Genomic DNA, 15,067 nt, shown 5'->3' with positions numbered 1-15,067 from the left:
CGCCATGCGAGAGTAGGACACTGCCAGGCACCCAATACAAGAAACCCCGCTCATCGAGCGGGGTTTTTTATTGCCTGCAATTCAGCAAATAGCCTGATTGTTGACCTTCCCTATCTCCCTTCCTCTGTTTTTATCCTTACTCGCCGCTGCTTTCTGGTTCCACAAATAGCCTGATGTTCCGCTTGGTACTCTTTCTTCACTGAACCGCTGTAGCTCTGTATGGCGGCTCTGGCGTAGTCATGACCCACGAATCCTATGCTCGCCTGTACGCTAGGATCTCTTGCTTGCGATCTTTCCTGGGCATCTGCGTCCTGTGTTAGCTGAAGTCTTTCTTTTTGAGCCCTCTGCTTGTCCATGATTTTGTTAGTCGCCCACTGACGTTATGCCAGAGAGTGTGTTGGCTGTGCTAACACGCAGGCGCAGTGGTTGCTGCTTTGGGTCCTTGTTTGGGGCAATAAGGAAATGGGAAGGGATGCTCGCAGGAACGCAGAGGTTCGATGTTGATAGGTGATCTTGGGGCAGCTATTTAGCTCGCAGGTGAGAAGATCAAGAAAGGAGTTGAAGAAGACTAATGTGTTGAGATCTATGAGGAGTGGCAAATCGCAGGCAAATAAAAAGCCCACGCAACATGGTTGCATGGGCTCGGTATAAATGGCGGAGGAGGTGGGATTTGAACCCACGGATGGTCGCCCATCGCCGGTTTTCAAGACCGGTGCATTCAGCCGCTCTGCCACCCCTCCGCAGCAGTGCGGCGAATATTACCATGCTGCTCTGGCTTGTAAATCCCCGTCCGGTTCGATTGCTGGTTAATTGCGCTAAATGACATGAAAAAGTGGCAATCAGAGCGTATCAAGCGCTTTTTTGGCCAGATAACTTGACTTGAAAACAGACTCAACCACTATAGTGGCCTCTATCATATCCTCTGCAAGATAACGTTATGACTATTAAAAATGCCCTGTTTTGCGCGCTGGCTGGCGTGACCCTGCTGGCGACGCCAGTACATGCAAGCGAGCTGACCAAAAGTGATGTCGAGCAAATCGTTCGCGACTATCTAGTCAAGAATCCCGAGATCCTGGTCGAGATGTCCAATGCTCTGCGTGCCAAGCAGGAGAGCCAGCAGGCCGAGAGTGACAAGGCGCTGATCAAGGCTCACTCCAAGCAGCTTTATGCCAATCAGGATCCCGAGATGGGGAATCCGAAGGCATCTCTGACCATTGTGGAGTTTTTCGATTACAACTGTGGTTACTGCAAACGGGCCCATCCGCTGGTCAAGCAGCTGATGTCGGAAGATAAAGACATCCGGTACATCTACAAGCAGTTCCCCATTCTGAGCGAGTCCTCCTACTTCGCAGCCCGTGCTGCGCTGGCGGTCCAGCTGGGTCAGCCTGACAAGTACCAGGCGTTCCACGAGAAGCTCTATACCCATCAGGGCCCGCTCGCTGATGAAGCACAGGTCAAGCAGTTGGCTGTGGCGGCCGGTGTGGACTGGAGCAAGGTGGAGGCCAAGATCAAGGATGGCAGCATTGACCAGAACCTAGGTACCAACCGTGCGCTGGCTGAAGCGCTCGGTATCTCCGGTACCCCGGCCTTCATCATCGGTGATCAGATCCTGCGCGGTGCCCCCCGTGATTTGGCCAGCCTGAAGGGGTTTATCAAGGACGTGCGCGCCGGTAAGAGCATTCAATAAGCGGTTGTCATGGTCGAGGGCCCAGCGCCTCGGTCAGAAATAGAAAGAGGGTCGGTATCACTACCGGCCCTCTTTTTTATTATGTCCTTTGGCACAAGTGGTCGTCGCGAAAGGACCATAACAACGTGCTCAGGACCCGGCCTGTTGGCCTCAGTAACAAGTATTAGCAGAGTCGTTCGGAGTCTATTGATAAATATTTCACCTTGCAGAGGCGTGTCGTGAGCATTGCTTAATTCCGGTCAAGATTTTTTCTGCTGCTTGCCTTAGAATCGCCGCCCGTTGCAGGAGAAACCCCTATGTTAGTTGATATTTTACGGCTGGTTTTTATAGCCGGAGGCCTCGTATTTGTCTTCATGCTGGTGCAAGCCTGCTGGCGGAAGAAGCAGAGTGGATCCTTTGAGGCGACCCCCTTCTGGCCGGTGGCGTTGATCGGTGGGGTTGCCAACTTCCTCGATACCCTGGGGGTGGGCAGCTTTGCGGTAAAGACCGCCTGCTACAAGCAGTTCAAGCTGATCGATGACCGGGTGCTGCCGGGTACCCTCAATGGGCAGTGCGTGCTGCCGACCGTGACTCAGTCGCTGATCTTCGTCGGCGCAGTCGCAGTGGAGCCGCTGACGCTGATCAGCATGATGATGGCCGCCGCAGCGGGCGCTGCCTGGGGCGCTCGTCATGTGGCCTCGTTTGATCGGCAGACCATCCGGCTGGTGATGGCTATCTCCTTACTGGTCGTTGCAGGGCTTATCTTTGCCGGTCTGCTGGGTCTTTTCCCTGTAGGCGGCGATGCGATGGGGCTCAGCGGCTACAAGCTGGCGATCGCCCTGCTTGGCAATTTCATCTTCGGGGTGTTGATGAATGTCGGTATCGGCCTGTTTGCTCCCTGCATGACGCTGGTTTATCTGCTGGGGATGAATCCGCTGGCGGCGTTTCCGATCATGATGGGCTCCACCGCCGTGCTTAGCGTTTTCTCCGCAGGCACCTTTATCCGTAAAGGGGTATTCGATGCCAAGGCGGTGCTGGCGGTAGCCATCTTTGGCCCCATCGGTGTGGTGCTGGCCGCCATGCTGGTCAAATCCATGGATATGGAGATGCTGAAGTGGTTGGTTGCCTTTATCGTCATCTATACCTCCTGGACCATGTACGCTTCCTGGCGGGCGGCGCGTCGCTCCCCTGTGCAACTGGCGGTGGAGAGCGCAGGCTAGCCTGTACCAGTGCCGCTTCGGCCTTGGCCCCCAGAAAAACATAGAGGCCAAGCGCCAGTAGCAAACCCACCGCACACCCCATCACTCCGACCGCTGGCCAGAGCAGCTCGCTCTGGCCGAGCGAGCCTTTGAACAGCAGCAACAGCCCCTCGATGGAGACCGCGATCAGAATGGCGGCGATAAAGCGGGTGATGGTGCGGCGAATGGCGCTGTGGCGGAAGATATCCTTATGCAGCAGTACCTCCTCTTCCAGAATGGTCTTGCCCAGATCGAACACCGCCAGTGCCAGCGTCAGGAAGATGATGGCGCTAAAGGCGCCGAGCTGGTTCTGCTGCTCGCCGCACAATAGCTGGTAAAGCTGCTCCAGCCCGTGCCAGATCAGGGTGGCGACGATCAAAAACAGCGCCATGCTGAGCACCACATAGACCGCCTTGAACCAGGGCATGGCGCGGCGGCGCTCCCTGTCCCCCATCAACCAGCCAATCAGCTGATTCAGACAGACGGTGATCTCCCGTCCTTGCCCCTGCACGATAAGGTGCAACCGGTTATGGGCGGCCGGTGCCGCAGGCTGGATGCACATCGGCCCCTGATAATGGTCAATGCTGACGACAAAGGGATACCCCTTGAGCGAGACAAGGGGGGCGCTGAGCAGCCCCTGCAGTAGCGGGGTCAACTCCTCCTGATACTCCTGATAACGCCGCAGCACATCGATGGGGCTCATCTCTGCCATATGGACCTCGGTGACGTGGGATCTTGTGGTGAATGTGCAAATAGTGGGCCTGCTTTATGACAGGGATGGCGGGGCAAGTTGCACCAGAGGATGACAAATTGGTGAGTGACGAAGAGGGGATGCACCAGAAATGGGCGTATCGAAGAGCTGTGTGGTGATGAAGGCACTGCAATAGAAAAGGGCCCGTGACGGGCCCTTCTGCGACAACCTGCGGCGATTTAGCCAGCCAGCTTGGCGAAGCTGCGCTCAGCGGCAGCCAGGGTATGTTCGATCTCCTTGTCGCCGTGAGCCAGCGACAGGAAGCCCGCCTCGTAGGCGCTCGGCGCCAGATAGACGCCCTCTTCCAGCATCAGATGGTAGAAGCGCTTGAAGCGTTCCATATCGCAGCGAGTGACCTGCTCGTAGCGGGTGATTTCGGGCTCGTCGGTGAAGAAGAAGCCGAACATGCCGCCCACATAGTTGATGGCGAGCGGGATACCGTGTTTGGAGGCGGCCGCTTTCAGCCCTTCTGCAACCCGCGCTGTCTTGGCGCTCAGCTGCTCATAGAGACCCGGCTCCAGCAGCAGATCCAGCATGGTGAGACCGGCCGCCATGGCCACCGGGTTGCCGGAGAGAGTACCCGCTTGATAGACAGGGCCGGTCGGGGCGATGTGCTGCATCACCTTCTTCTTGCCGCCGAAGGCGCCAACAGGCATGCCGGCACCGATGATCTTGCCAAGGGTGGTGAGATCCGGATCGATGTTGTAGTGACCCTGGGCACCACGCAAGGAGACGCGGAAGCCAGTCATCACTTCGTCCAGGATCAGCAGGGCACCGAACTCGTCACAGATGGCGCGCAGCCCTTCCAGGAAGCCGGGGACCGGCGGGATGCAGTTCATGTTGCCTGCGACCGGCTCGACGATGATACAGGCGATCTCGCTGCCGTACTGAGTGAAGGCTTCACGCACCGAATCCAGATCGTTGAAGACGCTGGTCAGGGTGTGCTTGGCGAAATCGGCCGGAACGCCCGGGCTGTTGGGTTGACCCAGGGTCAGGGCGCCGGAACCGGCCTTGACCAGCAGGGAGTCGGCGTGGCCGTGGTAGCAGCCCTCGAATTTGACGATCTTGTCGCGGCCGGTGTAGCCACGGGCCAGACGGATGGCACTCATGGTGGCTTCGGTGCCGGAGTTGACCATCCGCACCTGCTCCATGGAGGGGACAATCTGGCGGACTTTCTCGGCCATCAGCACTTCGATCTCGGTCGGCGCACCGTAGCTCAGCCCCTTCTCAACGGCCTTGATGACGGCGGTTTTGATGGCCGGGTGGTTGTGACCCAGCAGCATGGGGCCCCAGGAGCCGATGTAATCCACGTAGGCCTGACCATCCACATCATAGAGATAGGCGCCATCGGCGTGATCGATGAAGCGGGGCGTGCCGCCGACCCCATTGAAGGCGCGGACCGGTGAGTTGACGCCACCCGGAATGGTCTGGCGGGCCTGTTCAAACAGCTGATCTGATTTTGACATGGATCATCCTTAATGGGATTTTGGTCGTCACACAAGGGATTGCAGCCGATTGAGACTCGGCAGGCCGGAGCATCAGGAGTATGCTTTGCGCTCTCGCCACCCGGACTCTCGGTCTGCTCCCGTGACAAAAATTTAACGGGCCGACTATAGCAGAAAGCCCCAGCCCTGGGCAGCCGAGCAACGCGCCGGGTGATCCTGATCTCAGCTAGCTGACGATATGGTTTTTCCAAGTTGGTGTAACAAGATGGCGCAACAAGCTCTCTCCTCTGAAGCCGATACCTCTTCGCGGGGGCCGCTTTCCCGCATTATCCGGCAAGACAAGATGCCCTTGCTGGTGCTGCTGCTGGCGGCGCTGGTCGGCACCCTGGCCGGACTGGTGTGCGGCCTGTTCGAATCTGGTGTCCACTGGCTGGCAGAACAACGTATCGCCTTGCTGGCAGACCGTCCCTGGTGGCAGCTCGGTCTGCTTGGCTTTGGCTTCAGCGCCTTGCTGGGATTTGTCGGTTACTTCCTCACTCATACCTTTGCCCCGGAAGCGGGTGGTTCCGGCATTCCCGAGATCGAGGGGGCGATGGACGATCTGCGCCCGGTGCGGTGGTGGCGAGTGTTGCCGGTCAAGTTCTTCGGCGGCATCTGTACCCTGAGCTCCGGTATGGTGCTGGGGCGGGAGGGACCTTCGGTACAGATCGGCGGCAACCTCGGCAAGATGGTGGCGGATATCTTCCGACTGCCCAAGGAACATGGCCATGCCCTGTTGGCCGCCGGTGCGGCGGGCGGTCTGGCTGCTGCCTTCAATGCGCCGCTGGCGGGCATCCTGTTCGTGATGGAGGAGATGCGGCCGCAGTTTCGCTACTCCTTTCTGGCCATCAAGGCGGTGGGGATCTCCGCCATCATGGCGACCTTGATGTTGCAGAACATGAAAGGGCAGGGGGCGGTGATCACTCTACCCCACTACGATGCGCCAGCCCTCAAGGCGCTCTGGCTGTTCCTCTTTATGGGGGCCACCTTCGGGGTGCTCGGTTTTGTCTTCAACAAGCTGGTGCTGGCCTGTCAGGATGGCTATCTGGCGCTGCATCAGAACAAGCGCCACCGTTTCGTGGCCATCGGCATGCTGGTCGCCGGAACGTTTGGCGTGCTGTCGCTGTTTGCTCCTTCGGTGACGGGCGGCGGCACAGAGCTTATTCCTCATCTGATGGGGGATGAGTATGCGATGGCGACCCTGTTCCTCATCTTCTCGGTGCGGCTGGTCGCGACCCTCATCTGCTTCTGCTCCGGTGCCCCGGGCGGGGTGTTTGCGCCGACCCTGGCGTTGGGCACCTTGTTTGGCGTGGTGTTTGGCCATCTGTTTCATGCGGCGTTTCCGGAGCTTGGCATCGAGCCCGGCGCCTTTGCCATCGCCGGAATGGGGGCTCTCTTTGCTGCCACCGTGCGCGCCCCCATCACGGGTATCGTGCTGGTCACCGAGATGACCGACAACTATCAGCTGATCCTGCCGATGATGATTACCACAGTCGGGGCGACTCTGGTTGCCCAGTGGCTGGGTGGCCGGCCCATCTATTCCCAGATCCTGGAGCGAACTTTACGGCTCGCCGCGCGTCAAAAGCGGGGTGATGGCAGTGCCACGGCCAGTTAATTTTTCCCTTTATCGCCTTTGGCCCCGGTCAGGGCGGTATAGTGAAGGGAGAGGCGCTGCCGTAAATGGCGTGATAACGGGATGAGGGGCTATGTCCAATCTATTGAAGTTATTGGTCGTGTTAGCCGTTGGCGGGCTCATTGGTTACTTTGTCGGTAACCGTCAGGAGCTGGCCCAGAGCAGTCTGTTGGTGGTACAGCAGGAGACGCTGGATCGTCAGGGCAAGGCTATCGGCCAGCTCAAGACCGAATTGGGGGTGAAAGATACCCAGCTGGCGACCCAGAAAGCGGCCTTCGAGCAGTTGCAGACCACCCTGAAGAGTCAGGAGGCGCAGGTGCAGGAGCTCAAACGCCAGTTGGCCTTTTTCGAGCGGATCATGCGCCCCACCGGCGAACAGGTGGGGGTGGTGATCGACAACCTGACCCTGCAGGAGACCAGCATTCCCGGTCGTTACCACTACCGTCTCGCCCTGACCCAGCCCGCCAAAAAGCGGGAGCTGTTCCGTGGTCAGGTGCAGATCCGGGTCGAGGGGAGTCTGGCTGACAAGCCGAAGACGCTAACCGGCCGCGATCTCGGGATGAAGGTGAGCGAGTGGCGTTATGCCCTGCGTTATTTCCAGCTGCTGGAAGGGAATTGGCAGTTGCCGGAAGGCTTTGTGCCGGATCGGATCCGTGTCACCATCAACAAGGATGGCAGGCAACCGGCGCAAGAGCTGCTGGTTGAGTGGGGCGAGGTGATCAAGCCGCTGGTCGCCGCACCGCCTGCTCCGGTTCCCGCTGCCGGTTAAACGTGGTGAATACTTGAACTGAATGGTCGGGTATTGGATAATTTCGCGGTTTCCATGTTTGTGGATCTAATGGTTGTGAGGTCAGTAATGAGTGCAGTAGCAGAAGCCCCGCTGCCCATCCAGATGACGGATGCGGCGGCCAACAAGGTGAAGAACCTGATCACCGAGGAAGAGAATCCCGAGCTGAAGCTGCGGGTATACATCACGGGTGGGGGCTGCTCCGGTTTCCAGTATGGCTTTACCTTTGATGAGAAGATCAACGACGGAGACACCGTAGTCGAGAAGAATGGCGTCACCATGGTGATCGATCCCATGAGTCTGCAATATCTGGTAGGCGGCAGTGTGGATTACACCGAGGGTCTGGAAGGTTCGCGCTTCACCGTGACCAACCCCAATGCCACCACGACCTGTGGCTGTGGCTCCAGCTTCTCCATCTGATCGGCATTATCGGTCTGATGACACGGCTCTCGGCAACGAGGGCTGTTTTTGTTTGTGGGCTCTGGGATGACGGTAAAACAGCATCCCCCCTGAAACAACAAAGGCGCCTTGGTGGCGCCTTTGTTGTTTCAGGATGGCTTAGCGGGAGCTTGCCGCCGCGACCAGCGGGGTCCGGTTCACTGCCTTGCCCATGTAGGCGAGGGTGATGGTCACAATGATGCAGGTGAAGCTCAGCCACATGTAGGGCAGGTAGTCGAGGGTTGCGACTCCTAAAACCCCTGCCATGAAGATGCCGTTGTCGCTCCAGGGCACCATGCCGCAGGTGAGGGTGCCGCCAAACTCGGCGTTGCGAGAGAGGTTCTTGCGCGCCAGTCCCAGTCGGTCGTAGTTCTTGGCCATGATCTTGGGAGTCAGGATCAGCGACACATACATGGCTGAGCCGAACACGTTGGCCAGAAACGCGGTGCCGATGGTGTGGCTGGTCAGGCTGCCGACGCTATTGATGCGCTTCTCGAAGGCGCTGGCGATCACTTCCAGAATGCCGACCTTCTCCAGCAGGCCGCCAAACCCGAGACCGAAGATGATGACCGCGACCGAGCCCAGCATGGACTCCATGCCGCCGCGACCGAGAATGTTGTCGATAAAATCGATGCCGGAGGTGATGGCAAACGGACTATAAGCCGAGTGCATCGCTTTGACCGGATCCATGCCCTGGAAGGCGATGGCCCAGATCAGGCCCAGCAGGGCGCCGAAGCTGATCACCGGGAAGGCGGGCTTGCGGTTGGCCAGCAGACCCAGCACCAGCACCACGGGGACTATGGCCAGCGGGGTGATGTTGAACTGGTTGTCGAGAGCCTCCATCACCAGATTGACCTGCTCCAGGCTGACATTACCCGAATACTGCATGCCCACCACGGTGAACAGCACGGCGGTGATGACATAGGAGAGCAGGCTGATAGGCAGCATCCCCTTGATATGCTCCACCACGTCGACGTTGGACATGGTCGAAGCCAGCACTACTGAGTCGGAGAGCGGAGAGAGCTTGTCACCAAAATAGACGCCGGAGAGCACGGCACCGGCTACCAGCGGCGCAGGCACGCCGAGGCTGTGGCCGATCCCCATCATGGCGATACCGGCGGTGGCGGCAGAGCCCCAGGAGGTGCCGGTGGCCAGCGAGGTCAGGGAGCAGATGAGCAGGGTCGCCAGCAGGAAGATGGACGGGTGAATCACCTTGAGGCCGAAGTAGATGATGCTGGGGACTATGCCACCGGCAATCCAGGTGCCGACCAGAGCACCGACGGAGACCAGGATCAGGATGGCCCCCATTCCCTTGGCAACGCCGTCAACGGCTGCCTGTTCCAGGGATTTGTAATCGTGGCCGAGTTTGATGCCAAGCCCCATGATGACGAACCAGGCGATGAACAACGCCAACTGGATCGGCAGATCGAGCACGCTGGTGAACGAGAATGCCAGGGCCAGGAAAATGGCCAGACAGGCAAACACCTGTGCCATGCCCGGTAGTCGGATGTGGTTTTGTTGGTTTTGCATAGATACTTCCTAAACTCTTGCTCGCCAAGGTCACTCCCTCTCGTCCTGTGGATACATCGATCCCGAGGAGGCAACCCAAAAAGAGGCCGCAATCTACCACAAACCCGGCGGGTTAAAGCCCCATCAAATTGGCAAAAATGCACATTTGATTGAAAAAATCACAAATTAGTTGATCTCATAACCCGTTTTTGAGCGGCCTGTTGACACAAGGGGTCACATACGAATCCCTCTTGTGACGCCACTTGCATCCCCAGTAGATGAAGATGATAATTATTATCAATTGTTGATTGGGGAGAAAACAATGCGCTGGATATTGCGGGGTATGATGTTGCTGGTGGCGGTGGCTGTACTCGCATGGGGTCAGGATAAAGAGTACGGCACCTGGAGTGCCGGTTTTCTGCTGGCTGCCTGGGTGATGCTGGAGCCCGGATTGCGCCCCGCCTTGATCTTGCTGCCAGTGGCCGGGTTGACCGGTATCGTCACCCTGCTCTGGCAGCAGCCCTGGTTATGAGCTTTTGACGGGAGCCTGCTTGATCTTCTGCTGTGCCACCTTGAGCGATTCGACCACCAGTTTCTCCATTTCGGTACGCTTGGCGTCGGTCAGGAAGTAGATCATGTCGACATTGTGGCGAATATAGTGGGCGGGGAGCTGGTTGAGGGTAAGGCAGCAGAGGTCGGCCATCTGATCGCTGTTGAGTTTCTGCTGCAGCCCCTGTTTCTCAATCTCCTTGAGCACCAGATGTTCGTAAAAGTTGTGAATGTCGGTATCCAGTATCATATGCGTTCCTTGGCATGACGATGAGCGGGGAGTCGTCAAAAGCATAGCCATAACAAGGAGTAAAAACAAAAGGCCCATCACTTTCGTGATGGGCCTTGTGCGTAATGAATGGTGCGAAGAGAGGGACTCGAACCCTCACATCCGTGGGACACTAACACCTGAAGCTAGCGCGTCTACCAATTCCGCCACCTTCGCACACTGATTTTCTCCAGCTGGTTTTTAAATGCGGTTGGAGCGCATTGCTCTGTGTTTACATGTCAGAATCATGGTGCGAAGAGAGGGACTCGAACCCTCACACCCGGGGGGCACTAACACCTGAAGCTAGCGCGTCTACCAATTCCGCCACCTTCGCACATTCGGGTTTCCAGTCTGGATTTACATGCTGTCTGGATAAAGCATGGTGCGAAGAGAGGGACTCGAACCCTCACATCCGTGGGACACTAACACCTGAAGCTAGCGCGTCTACCAATTCCGCCACCTTCGCACATTGTGTTACCAGTTTTGATTTACATGCTGTCTGGAGAAGCATGGTGCGAAGAGAGGGACTCGAACCCTCACACCCGGGGGGCACTAACACCTGAAGCTAGCGCGTCTACCAATTCCGCCACCTTCGCACATTCGGGTTTTCTAGTTGGATTTACATGCTGCTGAATCAGCATGGCAGTATTGGTGCGAAGAGAGGGACTCGAACCCTCACATCCGTGGGACACTAACACCTGAAGCTAGCGCGTCTACCAATTCCGCCACCTTCGCATCACTGCGGAGGGGGATTCTATAGAGTTTTGGGGGAGCGTCAACAGCCAAAGGGGACTTTTTTCGCTGTTGACGCTCAAAGTGAAGCCAAGGGTACAAAACTTCAGCAATTAGCTGACGTTTGGCATTCAGTAACGGCCCAATGCGCTCTGATACATCCGTTCATACTGGGTGACCGAGTCAGGCCAGTTGAAACGGGTGCTCATGGCATTGCGCTGCACCTTGGCAAAACGCTCCTTGTCCTGCAGGAAATAGAGCAGGCTGCGGCGCATGGTATCGAGCAGGATGGCGGCAGTCGGATCGTTAAAGCAGAAGCCGGTGGCATGCTCGGGATCGGCATCCCAATCCACCACGGTATCTTTCAGACCACCCACGGCGCGCACTAGTGGCAGGGTGCCATAGGCGAGACTGTACATCTGGTTGAGGCCGCAAGGCTCGAACAGAGAGGGCATCAGGAAGAAGTCGGCACCGGCTTCGACCAGATGAGCCAGCCGATCGTCATAGGTGTTGATGAAGGCGAGCTTGCCCGGATAATCCCGGGCCATGGTTTGCAGTTGCGTGGCGAGCGCAGGATCGCCAGAGCCGACGATCACCACTTGTACCTGATGGTGGAGGAATTTCTCCAGCGCAGGGAGCAGCAGGGGAACGCCCTTCTGCTCGGTCAGGCGGCAAACCATGCCGTAGATGGGCAAGTCCGCCACGGCCAGCCCCGCCTCCTGCTGCAGGCTCTCTTTGCAGATCTGTTTGCCAGCCATGTTGTCGATGCTGTAGGTCGCAGGCAGGAATTCGTCGAACTCAGGATCCCAGTCCTTGTAGTCGCAGCCGTTGAGGATGCCGCAGAGATCTGCCGCCCGCTGCTGGAAGATATGCGCCATGCCGTGGGCGCCGAGGTGAGTCAACAGCTCCTGGGCATAGTTGGGACTGACCGCATTGATCTTGTCGGCGTAGAGCACCCCGCATTTGAGCAGATTGACGTGGCCGTAGTCGTAGTTGATGCGGCGTTCGTAGTCGGCGATCTCGGGCATGGCCCAGAACTGCTCCCGCCCGAATACTCCCTGAAACGCCGCATTGTGAATGCTGATCACGCTGCGAGTCTGCTGGAAGAAGGGGTTGTGGGCGTGACGGGTTTTCAGCAGCAGTGGCAGCAGGCCGGTGTGCCAGTCATTGCAGTGGGCGATATCCGGGGCAAAGCCGAGCTGCTCGCAGGCATGGAGGGCCGCGGCAGAGAAGAAGGCAAAGCGCTCGCCATTATCCGGATAGGCCTGATTGTTCTCGGCGTAGAGCTGGGGACGATCGAAATATTGCGGGCAATCGAGCAGATAGACGCAGACGCCATCCAGCTCCATCTGGTAGATGCGATAACCGATATCCGGCAGCCCGGGGTGGGTTGGCAACCAGCGAGAAGCGACCAGTCTGGCCTCATCCCGTCGCTTTATCGTCTTGTAGAAGGGGAGCATGATCCTGACATCATGCCCCTTCTGGGCCAGGTACATCGGCAGGGCTCTGGCGACATCGGCCAGGCCCCCGGTCTTGACCAGCCCCTCAACCTCCGAGGCAACAAACAGGATTTTCAGTGGGTTAATAGCCAACTCTTGCTCCCTTAGGTACCACCACGATACCGCCTTCGGATACGGTAAATCGCTCTCTATCGTGGTCGAGATTTTCACCGATAACGGTGCCGGGCGCAATTTCAACGTTTTTATCTATGATCGCGCGCCGGATGGAGCACCCCTCACCAATCTTGATATCCCCCAGTAACACCGACTCACTGATGTGGCTGCAGGGGCCAATATTGCAGCGGAAACCGAGGATGGAGCGCTGGATCTGGCTGCCCTGAATGAAGCAACCGGCGGAGATCAGCGAGTTGGCGATCTTCACCTTGCACTCGTCGCTGTCGATGAAGGTGGCCGGTGGCAGCGCCGGATAGTGGGTGTGCAGGGGCCACTTGCGGTTATAGAGGGAGAAGGGGGGATTGTCGGCCACCAGGTCCATGTGCGCTTGCCAATAAGAGTCGAGGGTGCCCACATCCCGCCAGTAGACGTGCGGTTTCTCGCCGGGGATGACGTTGGTGCTGTAGTCGTAGACATAGACGGGGGCACGCGGGTAGAGGCTCGGGATCACATCCTTGCCAAAATCGTGGCTGGAGCTCTCCTCGGCGGCATCCCGCTTCAGTTCGCGGCAGAGAGCATCGGTCTCGAAGATGTAGTTGCCCATGGAGACCAGCGCCTGGGTCGGATCGCCGGGAATGTGCTTGGGCTGCTTCGGCTTTTCCTGAAAGCCGATCATCCGCCCTTCGGTATCCACCTCGATCACCCCGAAGGCACTCGCCTCTTCGATGGGCATGCGAAGTGCCGCGACCGTCATGGCGGCGTTCTTCTGCTTGTGGAAGGTGACCATCTGGCTCACATCCATCTTGTAGATGTGGTCGGAGCCGAAGATGCAGACGTGATCCGGTTCGGCTCGCTCGATAAAACCGAGGTTCTGGTAGATAGCATCGGCGGTGCCGTCATACCAGCGTTTGCCCATCCGCATCTGGGCCGGGATAGGGTCGATAAAGCGGTCGGTGATGCCGACGATATTCCACCCCTTCTTCATGTGCAGGTAGAGGGACTGAGATTTGAATTGGGTCAGTACATAGATGCGCAGAAAGTCGGCGTTGACGAAGTTGTTGAGGACAAAGTCGATCAGCCGGTAGCTGCCACCGAAGGGGACGGAAGGCTTGCTGCGGGTGGTGGTCAGAGGCTGCAGGCGAGTACCTTCGCCACCAGCCAGGATCATGGTCAAAATGCCTGCCATCGTATTTCTCTCCCTGAATTAACAACATGAAAAGGTTTTCAATGTTCGGTATAAAAACACCCCTAAAGGGGTGGTTTTTATCGTGTGCTTAATACCTTATCAGATGCCGGATGGCGCTCTCTAGCTGTTTTATTGTGCTGCTTACACTTATTTACATTTTGCTCAGATAGACCTTGAATTTGGCATCACTGCTGATCACTTCAGTCCGTTTGAAGTGTGTCTCCAGTATAGGCTGGTAGCGCAAGAAGGCGTTGGCAACAATGGTCAGCGAACCATTTGGCAGCAAAAATTCCGGCGCCTTGGCCAGGAACTGCTCGGTTGCCGCATAGAAGGTTTTGAGACCCGCATGGAATGGCGGGTTGGAGACGATGTGCTGGAAACGGGTGGAGAGATCCGAATAGACATCGGAAGCGGTGACTTTGCCCTTCAGACCGTTGATCGCCAGGGTGCGGCGGCTCGATTCGAGCGCCAGCGCGCTGATATCGACCATGTTGACCTGTAGATCCGGATTGCGCTTGGCCAGCACAGACCCAATCACTCCGGCGCCACAACCGAAATCGAGCAGCTCGCCCTGCATCGGAGGCACGGCGGCCAGCAGCATCTGGGTGCCGAGGTCCAGCTCGGCGGCGCTGAAGACGCCGGGCAGTGCAAGCACGGTCAGCTCGGTATCACCCGCCTTGCACTGGTAGCGGCCAAACCAGCTATCCAGATCGAACGGGGCGACCGGTTTGCTCAGCTCACCGTGATAGAGGGAGCAGCGGCGGGCGGAATCGCGCTTGATCGGCTTTTCACCATAGGGGGCCAGCAGCTTGTCGGCGCCATTGATGCCGCCGCGGTTTTCACCGGCGAGGAACAGGTCGGCACCCGCTTCCAGCAAGGGGGTCATCATGGCCAGCAGATATTGTGCCTCGGCCTTGGCCTTGGGCATCAGCAGCAACAGGGCATCGAAGCGGGGGGCGCCACCGAGCTGGTGGTCGAACAGGATAGCCTCGCCGAGGGCGGCCTGCTGGCTGCGGTAGTAGCAGTAATCGGTGGTAAAGACGGTCAGGGTCTGGGCCAGGCTCGCCAGCTGGCGGGGGTAGTCATCCTCCAGTGCGCCGCAGACAAGTAGCCGCTTGCCGACAAAGAGGGCTTGGTTTCGTTCCAGCATCTGGCTGACGGCACTGATTGGGCTGCTCATCGGGTCTCTCCACGCAATTTTGGGCGGCCATTA

13 protein-coding genes and 6 tRNA genes are annotated in these 15,067 nt (G+C 57.9%); 6 read left to right on the top strand and 13 right to left on the bottom strand.

Annotated features, from left to right (window positions below; genetic code table 11):
- Positions 1-652: 652 nt before the first annotated feature.
- Positions 653-740: transfer RNA gene (locus tag G5332_RS15565), tRNA-Ser, on the bottom strand.
- 197 nt (positions 741-937) lie between these two features.
- Here G5332_RS15565 and G5332_RS15560 point away from each other — a divergent pair.
- Complete coding sequence (locus G5332_RS15560; protein ID WP_064337414.1) at positions 938-1,687, top strand: DsbA family protein; 750 nt, start codon at positions 938-940, stop codon at positions 1,685-1,687.
- 296 nt (positions 1,688-1,983) lie between these two features.
- Positions 1,984-2,886, top strand: coding sequence for a TSUP family transporter (locus G5332_RS15555; RefSeq protein WP_421311355.1), 903 nt, complete (start codon positions 1,984-1,986; stop codon positions 2,884-2,886).
- Here the strand turns inward: G5332_RS15555 and G5332_RS15550 are convergent.
- Complete coding sequence (locus G5332_RS15550; protein ID WP_227341476.1) at positions 2,801-3,616, bottom strand: hypothetical protein; 816 nt, start codon at positions 3,614-3,616, stop codon at positions 2,801-2,803. The two genes, G5332_RS15555 and G5332_RS15550, sit on opposite strands and share 86 nt — an antisense overlap.
- Before the next feature lie 218 nt (positions 3,617-3,834).
- Complete coding sequence (gene hemL, locus G5332_RS15545; protein WP_227341475.1) at positions 3,835-5,121, bottom strand: glutamate-1-semialdehyde 2,1-aminomutase; 1,287 nt, start codon at positions 5,119-5,121, stop codon at positions 3,835-3,837.
- 244 nt (positions 5,122-5,365) lie between these two features.
- Here hemL and clcA point away from each other — a divergent pair, with 244 nt between their 5' ends.
- The 3 genes from clcA to erpA all read left to right on the top strand — a co-directional run bounded on the left by clcA (position 5,366) and on the right by erpA (position 7,979).
- On the top strand, positions 5,366-6,754 hold the full coding sequence (gene clcA / locus G5332_RS15540) for a H(+)/Cl(-) exchange transporter ClcA (RefSeq protein WP_040067313.1): 1,389 nt from the start codon (positions 5,366-5,368) through the stop codon (positions 6,752-6,754).
- A 91-nt stretch (positions 6,755-6,845) separates the two neighbouring features.
- Positions 6,846-7,541 carry a DUF6776 family protein gene (locus tag G5332_RS15535; protein WP_005343032.1) on the top strand — a complete coding sequence of 232 codons (696 nt, stop codon included), beginning with the start codon at positions 6,846-6,848 and terminating at the stop codon, positions 7,539-7,541.
- 87 nt (positions 7,542-7,628) lie between these two features.
- Positions 7,629-7,979 (top strand): iron-sulfur cluster insertion protein ErpA, encoded by a 351-nt coding sequence (gene erpA / locus G5332_RS15530; RefSeq protein ID WP_005340225.1) that lies wholly within the window; start codon positions 7,629-7,631, stop codon positions 7,977-7,979.
- Between the two features lie 138 nt (positions 7,980-8,117).
- On the opposite strand, the gene nhaC is transcribed toward erpA, so the two are convergent.
- Positions 8,118-9,527, bottom strand: a complete 1,410-nt coding sequence (gene nhaC / locus G5332_RS15525; RefSeq protein ID WP_421250037.1) for a Na+/H+ antiporter NhaC — start codon at positions 9,525-9,527, stop codon at positions 8,118-8,120.
- Positions 9,528-9,828: 301 nt separating this feature from the next.
- Between nhaC and G5332_RS15520 the strand changes: the two genes are divergently transcribed.
- Entirely contained in the window at positions 9,829-10,038 is a 210-nt protein-coding gene (locus G5332_RS15520; RefSeq protein WP_005357820.1) for a hypothetical protein, read from the top strand.
- Here G5332_RS15520 and G5332_RS15515 read toward each other — a convergent pair.
- The 9 genes from G5332_RS15515 to rsmC form a co-directional block, all read right to left on the bottom strand.
- Entirely contained in the window at positions 10,033-10,305 is a 273-nt protein-coding gene (locus G5332_RS15515; RefSeq protein WP_005343036.1) for a late competence development ComFB family protein, read from the bottom strand. The genes G5332_RS15520 and G5332_RS15515 overlap by 6 nt on opposite strands.
- A 109-nt stretch (positions 10,306-10,414) precedes the next feature.
- A tRNA-Leu gene (locus G5332_RS15510) sits at positions 10,415-10,500 on the bottom strand.
- Positions 10,501-10,571: 71 nt separating this feature from the next.
- Positions 10,572-10,657: transfer RNA gene (locus G5332_RS15505), tRNA-Leu, on the bottom strand.
- A 46-nt stretch (positions 10,658-10,703) separates the two neighbouring features.
- A tRNA-Leu gene (locus G5332_RS15500) sits at positions 10,704-10,789 on the bottom strand.
- 44 nt (positions 10,790-10,833) lie between these two features.
- Positions 10,834-10,919 (bottom strand) — tRNA-Leu (locus G5332_RS15495).
- Positions 10,920-10,972: 53 nt separating this feature from the next.
- A tRNA-Leu gene (locus G5332_RS15490) sits at positions 10,973-11,058 on the bottom strand.
- A gap of 128 nt (positions 11,059-11,186) precedes the next feature.
- A complete protein-coding gene (glgA, locus tag G5332_RS15485) occupies positions 11,187-12,647 on the bottom strand; it encodes a glycogen synthase GlgA (protein WP_005343039.1) in 1,461 nt (486 codons plus the stop codon).
- A complete protein-coding gene (gene glgC, locus G5332_RS15480) occupies positions 12,637-13,854 on the bottom strand; it encodes a glucose-1-phosphate adenylyltransferase (RefSeq protein ID WP_421230944.1) in 1,218 nt (405 codons plus the stop codon). The genes glgA and glgC overlap by 11 nt, the downstream gene beginning before the upstream one ends.
- 151 nt (positions 13,855-14,005) lie before the next feature.
- Positions 14,006-15,034: a 16S rRNA (guanine(1207)-N(2))-methyltransferase RsmC gene (rsmC, locus tag G5332_RS15475; protein ID WP_421249676.1), complete on the bottom strand. Its 1,029-nt coding sequence runs from the start codon at positions 15,032-15,034 to the stop codon at positions 14,006-14,008.
- Positions 15,035-15,067: the final 33 nt, after the last annotated feature.

The sequence above is a fragment of the Aeromonas sp. 603757 genome (assembly GCF_049171255.1).
Classification (GTDB): Bacteria; Pseudomonadota; Gammaproteobacteria; order Enterobacterales; family Aeromonadaceae; genus Aeromonas; species Aeromonas veronii_A.
The sequence above is the reverse complement of the archived record's forward strand: the minus strand, read 5'-3'. Positions and strand labels throughout refer to the sequence as shown.

Excerpts from the sequence above, each read along its gene's own strand:
- G5332_RS15515 (WP_005343036.1), bottom strand. The coding sequence starts at position 10,305 with ATGATACTGGATACCGACATTCACAACTTTTACGAACATCTGGTGCTC.
- erpA (WP_005340225.1), top strand. The coding sequence starts at position 7,629 with ATGAGTGCAGTAGCAGAAGCCCCGCTGCCCATCCAGATGACGGATGCG.
- G5332_RS15555 (WP_421311355.1), top strand. The coding sequence starts at position 1,984 with ATGTTAGTTGATATTTTACGGCTGGTTTTTATAGCCGGAGGCCTCGTA.
- G5332_RS15520 (WP_005357820.1), top strand. The coding sequence starts at position 9,829 with ATGCGCTGGATATTGCGGGGTATGATGTTGCTGGTGGCGGTGGCTGTA.
- hemL (WP_227341475.1), bottom strand. The coding sequence starts at position 5,121 with ATGTCAAAATCAGATCAGCTGTTTGAACAGGCCCGCCAGACCATTCCG.
- clcA (WP_040067313.1), top strand. The coding sequence starts at position 5,366 with ATGGCGCAACAAGCTCTCTCCTCTGAAGCCGATACCTCTTCGCGGGGG.
- nhaC (WP_421250037.1), bottom strand. The coding sequence starts at position 9,527 with ATGCAAAACCAACAAAACCACATCCGACTACCGGGCATGGCACAGGTG.
- G5332_RS15535 (WP_005343032.1), top strand. The coding sequence starts at position 6,846 with ATGTCCAATCTATTGAAGTTATTGGTCGTGTTAGCCGTTGGCGGGCTC.
- G5332_RS15550 (WP_227341476.1), bottom strand. The coding sequence starts at position 3,616 with ATGGCAGAGATGAGCCCCATCGATGTGCTGCGGCGTTATCAGGAGTAT.
- rsmC (WP_421249676.1), bottom strand. The coding sequence starts at position 15,034 with ATGAGCAGCCCAATCAGTGCCGTCAGCCAGATGCTGGAACGAAACCAA.
- G5332_RS15560 (WP_064337414.1), top strand. The coding sequence starts at position 938 with ATGACTATTAAAAATGCCCTGTTTTGCGCGCTGGCTGGCGTGACCCTG.
- glgC (WP_421230944.1), bottom strand. The coding sequence starts at position 13,854 with ATGGCAGGCATTTTGACCATGATCCTGGCTGGTGGCGAAGGTACTCGC.